The sequence below is a fragment of the Pseudomonas sp. Marseille-Q5299 genome, assembly GCF_943737035.1.
GTDB lineage: Bacteria > Pseudomonadota > Gammaproteobacteria > Pseudomonadales > Pseudomonadaceae > Aquipseudomonas > Aquipseudomonas putida_E.
Genome location: NZ_CALSFR010000008.1, coordinates 247,462 through 259,700 on the forward strand (window position 1 = coordinate 247,462; position 12,239 = coordinate 259,700).

General features: G+C 63.6%; 6 protein-coding genes. 1 reads left to right on the plus strand and 5 read right to left on the minus strand.

Annotated features, from left to right (window positions below):
* Window positions 1-149 precede the first annotated feature (149 nt).
* The 5 genes from NGJ21_RS21985 to aceE form a co-directional block, all read right to left on the minus strand.
* Entirely contained in the window at window positions 150-773 is a 624-nt protein-coding gene (locus tag NGJ21_RS21985; RefSeq protein WP_046787524.1) for a glutathione S-transferase, read from the minus strand.
* A 3-nt stretch (window positions 774-776) separates the two neighbouring features.
* Window positions 777-1,445, minus strand: a complete 669-nt coding sequence (gene msrA, locus NGJ21_RS21990) for a peptide-methionine (S)-S-oxide reductase MsrA (RefSeq protein WP_046787525.1) — start codon at window positions 1,443-1,445, stop codon at window positions 777-779.
* 105 nt (window positions 1,446-1,550) lie between these two features.
* Window positions 1,551-4,241 (minus strand): putative bifunctional diguanylate cyclase/phosphodiesterase, encoded by a 2,691-nt coding sequence (locus tag NGJ21_RS21995; protein WP_119687898.1) that lies wholly within the window; start codon window positions 4,239-4,241, stop codon window positions 1,551-1,553.
* Window positions 4,242-4,501: 260 nt separating this feature from the next.
* Entirely contained in the window at window positions 4,502-6,145 is a 1,644-nt protein-coding gene (gene aceF, locus NGJ21_RS22000; protein ID WP_251962671.1) for a dihydrolipoyllysine-residue acetyltransferase, read from the minus strand.
* Window positions 6,146-6,158: 13 nt separating this feature from the next.
* Entirely contained in the window at window positions 6,159-8,804 is a 2,646-nt protein-coding gene (gene aceE / locus NGJ21_RS22005) for a pyruvate dehydrogenase (acetyl-transferring), homodimeric type (protein WP_012316622.1), read from the minus strand.
* A gap of 383 nt (window positions 8,805-9,187) precedes the next feature.
* Here aceE and glnE point away from each other — a divergent pair, with 383 nt between their 5' ends.
* Window positions 9,188-12,121: a bifunctional [glutamate--ammonia ligase]-adenylyl-L-tyrosine phosphorylase/[glutamate--ammonia-ligase] adenylyltransferase gene (gene glnE / locus NGJ21_RS22010; protein WP_115273071.1), complete on the plus strand. Its 2,934-nt coding sequence runs from the start codon at window positions 9,188-9,190 to the stop codon at window positions 12,119-12,121.
* The last annotated feature ends 118 nt before the right edge of the window (window positions 12,122-12,239 follow it).

The window sequence follows — 12,239 nt, forward strand, 5'->3', positions numbered from 1 at the left end:
GGACAGAGAGATCGGGCGGTGGCTGGCTCGCAGGATTGGGCAGTTGTTTCCTGTGATACCCCGCTGAGGCCGAGGGTTGCCTTGCGGCCCAATCGCCGGGAAGCCGGCTCCCTCCTTGTGGGGGGCGGCTTGCCGGCGATTGCGGTGTATCAGGTGTCTGGTGCTGTGGCGACCATCGACGGCCGCTTGGCCACCTCGGCATACCAGGCTGCCAACCCGGGCTGGCGCTCACGCCAGCCAAAACCAGGCTGACGCAGGTCCAGGTACCCAAGCGCACAGGCCACGCCAATTGCGGCCAGATCAAAGCCGGATATCAGCTCTGCCAGGTGCTCCTGCTCCAGGTTGGCCAGGCTGCGGCGGATTTTCTCGCTCTGCGCTTCAAGCCAGCCGTCCCAGCGCTTGTCCTCAGGCCGCAGGACGCTCTCATAGCGGCTGGAAACCGCCGCATCCATGATCGCATCCGCCTGCGATACCAGCGTCATGCGCCGCCAGCGTGCCGAGCCCTCGCGCGGCAGCAACGGCAGGCCGACATGCTGCAGGTCGAGGTATTCGCAGATAACCCGGCTGTCATGCAACACAGTGCCGTCTTCCAGGCGCAGGGCCGGGATCTTGCCGATCGGGTTGCCGTGGTTGAGCTGGTCGTCGCCGCTGACCGGGGTAATGTTCACCCCCTGCAGCGCAACGCGCTCAAGCTGCCCGGTTTCGTGCAGCACGACCATCACCTTGCGCACGAATGGCGACAGCGGTGAGTGGAACAGGGTCATCGTGCTCATGGCTCAGTTGCCTTGCAGGCTGGGTGGCAGGCACACGCCGGTGCCGCCGATACCGCAGTAGCCGTCCGGGTTCTTGGCCAGGTACTGCTGGTGGTAGGCCTCGGCGAAGTACACGGTCGGCGCCTGGTCGATTTCGGTGGTGATCTCGCCGTAACCGGCCTTGTTCAGCTCGGCCTGGAAGGCGTCGCGGCTGGCGTTGGCTTCTTCGAGCTGTTGTGGCGAGGTGCAGTAGATGGCCGAGCGGTACTGGGTGCCGACGTCGTTGCCCTGGCGCATGCCCTGGGTCGGGTTGTGCAGTTCCCAGAACATCGCCAGCAACTCGCGGTAGCTGACCTTGTCCTTGTCGAACACCACGAGTACCACTTCAGTGTGGCCGGTCAGGCCCGAGCAGACTTCTTCGTAGGTGGGGTTCGGGGTAAAGCCGCCCGCATAGCCGACCACGGTGCTGACCACGCCTTCACGCTGCCAGAAGCGGCGCTCGGCGCCCCAGAAGCAACCCAGGCCGAAGATGGCGAAGTCGATGCTGCCTTCAAAGAACGGGCCGAGCAGTGGGGTGTCTTTGAATACGTAGTGGAACTCGGGCAGGGACATTGGCGTTTCGCGGCCAGGCAGGGCCTGCTCCGCGGTTGGCATGACGTTTTTGTTCACCAGGATTTCCGAACGCAGGACCATGGCCGTTCCTCTGTGTTTTTCAGTTGGACAGGTGTTGGCCTCATCGCCGGCTTGCCGGAGATGAGGCCCGAATGGGTTCTATAGTGCCCGAGGATTACGCAGCTGTCAGGCCATTGGACCGCGCGGATAGCGCTTGAGTCTTTCGGCCAGCTCCCGGCCCGGGATCGGCCGGTCGAACAGATACCCCTGGCCCACATCGCAACGGTGCCGGCGCAGGAAGGCCAGTTGCTCGGGCGTCTCGATCCCTTCTGCCACCACCTTGAGCTTGAGGTTGTGGGCCATGGCTACCACCGCCGAGGTGATCTCCATGTCGTCCTGGTTGTCGGGGATTTCGTTGATGAAGCTGCGGTCGATCTTGATGATGTCGATCGGGAATTTCTTCAGGTAGCTCAGCGACGAATAACCGGTGCCGAAGTCATCCATGGCCAGGGTCAGGCCCAATGCCTTCAGTTCGTCGAGCTGACGGTGGGTGTCCTCGGTCGCTTCCAGCAGCAGGCCCTCGGTCAGCTCCAGCTCCAGCAGGTGCGCAGGCAGGGCTTCCTCGTGGAGGATCGAGGCGATCGAAGCCACCAGGTCGGGGTCGGAGAACTGCTTGGGCGACAGGTTGATGGCCACGTGCAGGTTGCCCATGCCGGCCTCGCGCAGTTGCTGGCTCATGCGGCACGACTGGCGCACCACCCACTTGCCGATGGGGATGATCAGGCCGGTTTCTTCGGCCACGCTGATGAACTGGTCCGGGCGGATCATGCCGCGCTCGGGGTGGTTCCAGCGCAGCAGTGCTTCCAGCCCCAGCAGGCGGCCGCTGCGCAGGCACAGCTTGGGCTGGTAGAACACCTCCAGCTCGTTCTGGGTCAAGGCGCGGCGCAGGTTGTTCTCGACGAACAGCTTGTAGCTGGCTTCGGCATTGAGCACTTCGGTGAATACCTGCACCTGGTGCTTGCCGTTGGCCTTGGCCTTGTGCAGGGCCAGGCCGGCATTCTTCATCAGGGTGGTCGGGTCACTGCCGTGCAGCGGCGCACAGGCCAGGCCAACCGAGGCGGTGACGTTGATCAGCTGGTTGTCGACGAACATCGGCTTGTCGAGGGTGCGCAGCAGTTGCTGGGCGACGCCCTGGCCGTCTTCCAGGCTGGTGTCGTCGAGCAGCACGGCGAATTCATTACTGGCAAAGCGGGCCAGCACGCCGCCAACGCTGAGGCTGTTGCGCAGGCGCCGGGCCAGGCTGATCAGCAGCTTGTCACCGGTCTGGTGGCCAAGGCTGTCGTTGATCCGCTTGAAGTTGTCGATGTCCACCAGCAGCAGGCAGATCGGGCTCTGGGCATCGCGGGCGAAGCGCTCGTCAAGGCTGCGGATGAACGCCGGGCGGTTGCCCAGGTTGGTCAGGTTGTCGGTGTAGGCCAGGCGCTCGATGCGTTGCTGGGCCAACTTGGTCTGGGTGACGTCTTCGTAGATGCCGATGTAATGGGTCAGCTCACGGTTGTCGCCATACACCTTGGAAATCGACAGCTGGCCCCAGTAGGGCTCAAGGTTCTTGCGCCGGCTTTTGAATTCGCCCTGCCAGCTGTTGCCCATGGCCAGGCTCGACGGGGTATCGAACAGCAGTTCGCTGAGGTTCTCCAGCGCCGGCAACTCTGCCAGGTGGTGGCCTTGCACCTCATCGGTGCTGTACTGGGTGATCGCGGTGAAGCTGGGGTTGACGTACTCCACCACGCCGTCGCGGTTCACCAGCAGGAAGGCGCTGGCGCTTTGCTCCACCGCACGCTGGAACAGGTGCAGGGCGCTGGCGGCGGTACGCCGGTTATGGTTGGTGATGACCTGGGCGAACTGGTCGGCCAACTCACCGGCAAAGGCGATTTCGTCCGACTGCCAGGCCCGCGGCTGGCCAGTCTGCTCCAGGCACAGCACACCAACCACCTGGCCATCGACGCGGATACTGGCATCGAGCATGGCATTGTTGTCGGCGTACAGGCTCTCGGCCAGTTCACGGGTGCGCGGGTCGTGGTTGGCGTTGTGGGCATCGATGGCGCGGCTGGCGTGCAGGGCGTCGAGGTAATCGGGGAAGCGGCTGGCATCGATCGCTTCGGGCAGGCGATGCACTTGCTCATTGCGCAACCAGGCGCTGATCGGCTCCAGGCGTTGGTCTTCCAGATGCCAGATGCTGGCGCAGTCCACCTTGTAGATCTCGCAGGCGCTGCGGGTAATCAGTTGGGCGGCTTCGAGCAGCGAGTTTTCCGCGCTGTAGCGCTGGCGGGCGAGGCGCAGGATCAGGTCCTGCTGGCTGCGTACGCGCTCAAGGTGTTCCAACTGCTCCTGCTGGGCGCGCTGGTTGAGTTGCAGGGCAAGTTGCAGGCGGCTGTTGCGCGATTCGAGGTCGTCGGCGTCCACTTCGACAGCGTCTTCAGGCTGGTCGTCGAGTACCGTCAGAAAGCCGCGTAACAGCTGGCGATTGTGCTGCTTGTAGGCTTCACCCGCTTCGAGCAGACGCAGCGAGCGCGGCTGGGCGTGCAGGGTGTAGCGCACACGATAGTAGCCGCGAGTGCTCAGTTGCCGCTGGATCTCGTCGTGCAGCCGGTAGCGGGCTTCAGGCTCCATCAGGCTGGCGTACGGCGAATCGATCAGCGCGCACAGCTGGGAGGCCTGCAGGCCGAACTGGCGTTCGCAGGCCGGGTCCAGGTAAAGCATTGCCCAGGTGGCTTCGTTGAGCCTTTCGAAACGCAGCATGCCGAGCCGTGAAGGCACGGGAAGCTGCGTGACGACCTCGGCCGCCACACGGCTGGCGGCATCGGGTTGGCTTTTCATCGAAGACTCGCTTGAAGAGGGTGACGCGGCCTGGGCGGCGGCGCATCTGGCAAGGTTGCATCATGTCCCGGAGGCTGGCAAGCGGCCATGAGGGATGTCATGTATATGTTTTCGGCTGCGGGGCGGGAATCCTTAGGGCTGCTGAAAAACGGGGGCCGCTGCAGGCAAAAAAAGCCCCGCCAATTGGCGGGGTTGAGGTACGAGCGTGGCAGCTCGAAAAAGGTACCTGCCCCCTTGAAGGAGGGCAGGCTGGCTGCGTGTTACAGCAGCATGGTGCGGATATCCGCCAGCACGTCGCCCAGGCGCTTGGTGAAGCGCGCGGCGGCTGCGCCGTTGATCACACGGTGATCGTAGGACAGCGACAGCGGCAACATCAGCTTGGGCTGGAAGGCTTTGCCATCCCAGACGGGCTGCATGGTTGCCTTGGACACACCGAGGATCGCCACTTCGGGCGCGTTGACGATCGGCGTGAAGCCGGTACCGCCAATGTGGCCGAGGCTGGAGATGGTGAAGCAGGCGCCCTGCATGTCGTCAGCCGACAGCTTCTTGGTACGCGCCTTCTCGGCCAGGGCCGCGGCTTCGGCAGCCAGTTGCAGCAGGCTCTTCTGGTCGACGTTCTTGATCACAGGGACCAGCAGGCCGTCCGGGGTGTCCACGGCAAAGCCGATGTGCACGTACTTCTTGCGGATCACGGCTTTGCCGCTTGGCGCCAGCGAGCTGTTGAAGTCCGGCAGTTCCTTGAGCAGGAAGGCGCAGGCCTTGAGCAGCAGTGGCAGCACGGTCAGCTTGACGCCAGCCTTCTCGGCCACGGCCTTCTGCGCAACGCGGAAGGCTTCCAGCTCGGTGATGTCGGCGGAGTCGAACTGGGTCACGTGCGGCACGTTCAGCCAGCTGCGGTGCAGGTTGGCGGCACCGACCTGCATCAGGCGGGTCATTGCCACTTCTTCCACTTCACCGAACTTGCTGAAGTCCACCACCGGGATCGGCGGGATGCCGGCGCCGCCGGTCGCGCCAGCAGCTGCCGGTGCGTCCTTGGCCTTCTGCATGACCGACTTGACGTAGACCTGCACGTCTTCTTTCAGGATGCGGCCGTGCGGACCGGTCGCGGTGACCGCGCCCAGCTCTACGCCGAACTCGCGGGCCAGCTGGCGAACAGCAGGGCCTGCATGAACCTTGGCGTTGCTGCCGGCAGCCGGTGCGGTAGCGACCGGTGCAGGGGCAGCAGCTGGGGCAGCGGCAGCAGGCGCGGCGGCCGGAGCAGCCTCAGCCTTGGCCGGGGCAGCAGCGGCAGGCGCTGGCGCAGCAGGCGCGGCGGCGCCGGCGACTTCCAGCTTGATGATCAGGTCACCAGTGCCGACTTCGTCGTCCAGCTTGGCGATCACTTCCTTGACCACGCCAGCGGCGGGCGAAGGGATCTCCATGGAGGCCTTGTCAGACTCCAGGGTAATCAGCGACTGGTCGGCTTCGACGGTGTCGCCGACCTTGACCAGTACTTCGATGATCTTGGCCTTGCCCGACGAGCCGATGTCCGGCACGTGGATGTCCTGCACGCTGGCGGCAGCAGGGGCTGCAGCCGGCGCAGGGGCGGCTTCGGCAGCCGGCTTTTCAGCAGCAGCCGCAGCTGCGGCCGGGGCAGGTGCGGCGGCTGGAGCCTCGGGCGCCGCAGCGGCGCCTTCGGCTTCCAGGACCAGCAACTCGTCGCCTTCTTTCAGGCGATCGCCCAGCTTGACCTTCAGTTCCTTGATGACACCGGCCTTGGGGGCCGGGATTTCCATGGAGGCCTTGTCGGACTCCAGGGTCAGCAGGCTCTGGTCAGCCTCGATACGGTCACCGACCTTGACGAACAGCTCGATGATTTCACCTTCACCGCTGCCGATGTCAGGTACGCGAATGAGTTCGCTCACTTAAAAATACTCCTCAGCAGTCCAGTGGGTTGCGCTTGTCCGGATCGATGCCGAACTTGACGATGGCGTCGGCCACCACCTTCGGTTCGATCTCGCCACGGTCAGCCAAGGCTTCCAGGGCAGCCAGCACCACGAAGTGACGGTCGACTTCGAAGAAGTGACGCAGCTTCTTGCGGCTGTCGCTGCGACCGTAGCCATCGGTACCCAGGACTTTGAACTCTTTGCTCGGCACCCACTGGCGAATCTGTTCGGCGAACAGCTTCATGTAGTCGGTGGAGGCGATGACCGGGCCTTTGCGACCGGCCAGGCACTCTTCGACGTAAGTCTGCTGAGGCTTCTGGCCAGGCTTGAGGCGGTTGGCGCGTTCCACGGCCAGGCCGTCGCGACGCAGCTCGTTGAAGCTGGTGACGCTCCACACGTCGGCACCGACGTTGAACTCTTCACGCAGGATCTTCGCGGCCTCGCGGACTTCGCGCAGGATGGTGCCGGAGCCCATCAGCTGAACGTGGTGCGCGGCTTCGCGGGTGTCTTCTTCGAGCAGGTACATGCCCTTGATGATGCCTTCCTCGACACCGGCCGGCATGGCTGGCTGCTGGTAGGATTCGTTCATCACGGTGATGTAGTAGAAGATGTCCTGTTGTTCTTCGGTCATCTTCTTCATGCCGTCCTGGATGATCACCGCCAGCTCGTAGCCGTAGGTCGGATCATAGGTGCGGCAGTTCGGGATGGTGCCCGCCATCATGTGGCTGTGACCGTCTTCGTGCTGCAGGCCTTCACCGTTGAGGGTGGTACGGCCGGCGGTACCGCCGATCAGGAAACCACGGGTGCGGCTGTCGCCAGCGGCCCAGGCCAGGTCGCCGATACGCTGGAAGCCGAACATCGAGTAGAAGATGTAGAACGGCAGCATCGGCTGGTTGTGGCAGCTGTACGAGGTACCGGCAGCGATGAACGACGACATGGCGCCGGCTTCGTTGATGCCTTCCTCGAGGATCTGGCCCTTCTTGTCTTCGCGGTAGAACATCACCTGGTCTTTATCGACTGGCTCGTAGAGCTGGCCGACCGACGAGTAGATGCCCAGCTGGCGGAACATGCCTTCCATACCAAAGGTACGGGCTTCGTCCGGGATGATCGGCACGATGCGCTGGCCGATGTCCTTGTCCTTGACCAGCTGCGCGAGGATACGCACGAAGGCCATGGTGGTGGAGATTTCGCGGTCGCCCGAGCCGTCCAGGATCGCTTTCAGCGTTTCCAGAGGCGGGGTCGGCACGCTGAAGCTCTTGGCACGGCGCTGCGGTACGAAGCCACCCAGGGCTGCGCGGCGCTCGGCCAGGTACTTGGCTTCGGCCGAACCTTCTTCGGGCTTGTAGAACGGCAGGCTTTCAAGGTCGGCATCCTTGACCGGGATGTCGAAGCGGTCACGGAAGTGGCGCAGGCTGTCGACGTCGACCTTCTTGGTGTTGTGCGCGGTGTTCTTGGCTTCGCCAGCACCGGTGCCGTAACCCTTGATGGTCTTGGCCAGGATGACAGTCGGTTGCTCTTTGTGGTTGACCGCCTGGTGGTAGGCCGCATAGACCTTGTACGGGTCGTGACCGCCACGGTTGAGCTTCCAGATCTCGTCGTCGGACAGGTCTTCGACCATGGCCTTGAGCTCTGGCGTGTTGAAGAAGTTCTCACGAACGTACGCGCCGTCTTTGGCTTTGTAGTTCTGGTACTCGCCGTCGATGACTTCGTCCATGCGGCGCTGCAGGGCACCGTTGGTGTCCTTGGCCAGCAGTGGGTCCCAGAAGCGGCCCCAGACGACTTTGTTGACGTTCCAGCCGCCGCCACGGAACACGCCTTCGAGTTCCTGGATGATCTTGCCGTTGCCGCGAACCGGGCCGTCGAGGCGCTGCAGGTTGCAGTTGATGACGAAGATCAGGTTGTCCAGCTTCTCGCGGCCTGCCAGGGCGATGGCACCGAGGGATTCCGGCTCGTCGCACTCGCCGTCGCCCATGAAGCACCAGACCTTCTGCTTGCCGGCCGGAATGAAGCCACGGGCTTCCAGGTACTTCATGAAGCGCGCCTGGTAGATCGCCTGGATCGGGCCCAGGCCCATGGAAACGGTCGGGAACTGCCAGAAGTCAGGCATCAGCCATGGGTGCGGGTACGAAGACAGGCCTTTGCCGTCCACTTCCTGACGGAAGTTGTTCATCTGCTCTTCGTTGATGCGGCCTTCCATGAAGGCACGGGCGTAAACGCCTGGCGAAGCGTGGCCCTGGAAGAAGATCAGGTCGCCGCCGTGCTCTTCGGTCGGGGCCTGGAAGAAGTAGTTGAAGCCGATGTCATACAGGGTGGCACTGGAGGCGAAGCTGGAGATGTGGCCGCCCAGGTCCGAATCCTTCAGGTTGGTGCGCATCACCATGGCCAGCGCGTTCCAACGCACCATCGAGCGAATGCGGCGTTCCATGAACAGGTCGCCAGGCATGCGTGCTTCGTGGGTGACAGGGATGGTGTTGCGGTATGGCGTGGTGATCGCGTATGGCAGCTGGGAGCCACTGCGGGTGGCCAGCTCGCCCATGCGGGTCATCAGGTAATGAGCGCGGTCTTCGCCTTCTTTGTCGAGGACCGACTCCAGGGCATCCAGCCATTCCTGGGTTTCGATTGGATCGAGGTCTTGCATGGCTTGCTCCAGGGCGGAAAGGCCACCAGAATCGGGGGCCTGAGTTTGCGACTGGCCTTATGGGCAGACGTCGTGAATTCTTGGATTACCGGAGTGTGACCCGGCGGCGTGTAGTTTTACTACATTTGCTTTCGCATTTCATGCTTTTGCACGGTCGGGGTAGTAGTAAAACTACACAAATGCGACGTTTGGTCGCACCTTGGCTTGTGAGGAAAAACGTTCATGTTGGTTGGCGTTGTGCTGCGAGCGGGTGATTCTTGATGTTTCATGCCAATGATTCGTTTTTTTCAGCTATTTCCAACTTTTGTACGACAGTCCAACCGGGGTCCGGTTTCCTCGTGGCCGCTTTTTACTCTCACTTTCACGCCGATCAAGGATAGACCATGCGCCTGCCTTTGCCGCTCGAACTGCCTGCCTCCCTGCAACCGCTGGTCGCCCGTAATCGGCAGTTTCTGCTCGATGCCCTGAGCAGCCACCCGGCGCTCGATCCGACCGCCTGGAGCCCGGCTCACCAGCACCAGTTCGACCAGGTGGCCGCCGCCAGCGACTTCGTGCTCGGCCTGGCCCAGCGTGAGCCGGCGATGCTGTTTGCCCTGCTGGCCAGCGGCGAGATGGACCGCCGATATGCGCCGGGCGAGCTGCGTGGGCAGATCGCGGCAGCGGCCCAGGCGGCGTCGAGTGAAGAAGAGCTGGCACGCAACCTGCGCCGCGAGCGCAACCGCCAGCAGTTGCGCATCATCTGGCGTGATATCACCCGCCAGGCCGAACTGGGCGAAACCTGTCGCGACCTGTCCGACCTTGCTGACGCGGCGATCGACGAAGCTTATCAATGGCTGTATCCGCGCCACTGCCAGCAGTTCGGTACGCCGATCGGCAACCGCAGCGGTGAACCGCAGCATATGGTGGTGCTGGGCATGGGCAAGCTGGGGGCGGTCGAGCTCAACCTGTCATCGGATATCGACCTGATCTTCGCCTTCCCCGAAGGCGGTGAGACCGAAGGGGTCAAGCGCTCGCTGGACAATCAGGAGTTCTTCACCCGCCTGGGTCAGCGCCTGATCAAGGCGCTCGACCCGGTCACCGTCGATGGCTTCGTGTTCCGCGTCGACATGCGCCTGCGCCCCTACGGCTCGGCCGGTTCGCTGGTGCTCAGTTTCAATGCCCTGGAGCAGTACTACCAGGACCAAGGCCGCGACTGGGAACGCTACGCGATGATCAAGGCGCGGGTGGTGGCCGGCGACCAGGCGGCAGGCGCGCAACTGCAGGAGATGCTGCGCCCGTTCGTGTACCGGCGTTACCTGGATTTCTCGGCGATCGAAGCGCTGCGTACCATGAAGCAGCTGATCCAGCAGGAGGTGCGGCGCAAGGGCATGTCCGAGAACATCAAGCTTGGCGCCGGTGGTATTCGTGAAGTGGAGTTCATCGCCCAGGCCTTCCAGCTGATCCATGGCGGGCGTGACCTGAGCCTGCAGCAGCGGCCATTGCTGAAAGTGCTGGCGACCCTGGAGGGCCAAGGCTACCTGCCGCCGGCGGTGGTGGCGGAGCTGCGTGAAGGGTATGAGTTCCTGCGCTATACCGAGCATGCCATCCAGGCCATTGCCGACCGCCAGACACAGATGCTGCCTGATGACGAGACCGACCGTGAGCGCGTGGCCTATATGCTCGGCTTTAGCGGCTGGCAGAGCTTCCACGACCAGTTGATGCACTGGCGCGGCCGTGTCGATTGGCACTTCCGCCAGGTCATCGCCGACCCGGATGAAGATGAGGGCGAGGGTGACCTGGTGGTTGGCGGCGAGTGGTCGCCCTTGTGGGAGCAGGCGCAGGATGAGGAAGCCGCCGGCCGCCAGCTGGAAGAGGCCGGTTTCAAGCAACCCGCCGAAGCCTTGCGCAGATTGGCGGGGCTGCGTGCCAGCCCCCAGTTGCGCTCGATGCAGCGTATCGGCCGTGAGCGCCTGGATGCCTTCATCCCACGCCTGCTGGCCCAGGCGGTGGAACATGACAACCCGGACCTGGTGCTGGAACGTGTACTGCCGCTGGTCGAAGCTGTGGCGCGGCGGTCGGCCTACCTGGTGCTGCTGACTGAAAACCCGGGGGCCTTGCGCCGCCTGCTGACCCTGTGTGCCGCCAGCCCGTGGATCGCCGAGCAGATCGCCCGTTACCCATTGCTGCTCGATGAGTTGCTCAATGAAGGCCGCCTGTTCAGCCCGCCGCTGGCGCCGGAGCTGGCCGCCGAGCTGCGCGAGCGGCTGACGCGCATCCCCGAGGACGATCTTGAACAACAGATGGAGGCCTTGCGCCACTTCAAGCTGGCCCACAGCCTGCGCGTGGCAGCCTCCGAAATCAGCGGCAACCTGCCGTTGATGAAAGTCAGTGATTACCTGACCTGGCTGGCCGAAGCCATTCTCGACCAGGTGCTGGCCCTGGCCTGGCGCCAGACCGTGGCGCGCCACGGCCAGCCCAAGCGCAGCGACGGCAGCCTGTGCGACCCGGGGTTCATCATCCTCGGCTACGGCAAGGTGGGCGGCCTTGAACTGGGCCACGGCTCGGACCTGGACCTGGTGTTCATCCACGACGGCGACCCGCAGGCGGAAACCGATGGCGCCAAGCCGATCGACAGCGCGCAGTTCTTCACGCGCCTGGGCCAGCGCATCATCCATTTGCTGACCACGCAAACCAACTCCGGCCAGCTGTATGACGTCGACATGCGTTTGCGGCCTTCGGGCGCGGCGGGGCTGCTGGTCAGCTCGCTGGGCGCGTTCGAGCGCTACCAGCAGAACGAAGCCTGGACCTGGGAGCATCAGGCCCTGGTGCGCGCCCGCGTGCTGGTGGGCTGCAAGCAGGTGGCGACAGCGTTCGAGGGTGTGCGCGCCAAGGTTCTGGGCCAGGCCCGTGACCTGGACAAGCTGCGCAGCGAGGTCAGCGAAATGCGCGCCAAGATGCGTGACAACCTCGGCACCAAGGCCACCGCCGCGGGCACTGCGGCCAATGCCTTCGATGCAGGCGTGGCGTTCGATATCAAGCAGGATGCCGGCGGTATCGTCGATATCGAATTTATGGTGCAATACGCCGCTTTGGCCTGGTCCCACGACCATCCGGCCATACTGCGCTGGACCGATAACATTCGCATTCTGGAAGAGCTGGAGCAGGCGGGCTTGATGCCGGCCAGCGATGCGGTGTTGTTGCGTGAAGTGTACAAGGCGTTTCGCTCAGCCTCGCACCGCCAGGCCCTGCAGAAGCAGGCCGGGGTGATCGATGCGGCGCAGTTTGCCGATGAGCGTCGCGAGGTGCGGCGGATCTGGGGTGAATTGGGATTGGCATGAGATTGTTGGGGCCGCTTTGCGGCCCTTTCGCGGCGCAAGGCCGCTCCACAGGGGCCTAAAGGCCGATGTTCCACCACCGGTGTTACACTGTCCGCCACATAGCCTGAATATAAAGAGG

Excerpts from the sequence above, each read along its gene's own strand:
- msrA (WP_046787525.1), bottom strand. The coding sequence starts at position 1,445 with ATGGTCCTGCGTTCGGAAATCCTGGTGAACAAAAACGTCATGCCAACC.
- NGJ21_RS21985 (WP_046787524.1), bottom strand. The coding sequence starts at position 773 with ATGAGCACGATGACCCTGTTCCACTCACCGCTGTCGCCATTCGTGCGC.
- NGJ21_RS21995 (WP_119687898.1), bottom strand. The coding sequence starts at position 4,241 with ATGAAAAGCCAACCCGATGCCGCCAGCCGTGTGGCGGCCGAGGTCGTC.
- aceE (WP_012316622.1), bottom strand. The coding sequence starts at position 8,804 with ATGCAAGACCTCGATCCAATCGAAACCCAGGAATGGCTGGATGCCCTG.
- glnE (WP_115273071.1), top strand. The coding sequence starts at position 9,188 with ATGCGCCTGCCTTTGCCGCTCGAACTGCCTGCCTCCCTGCAACCGCTG.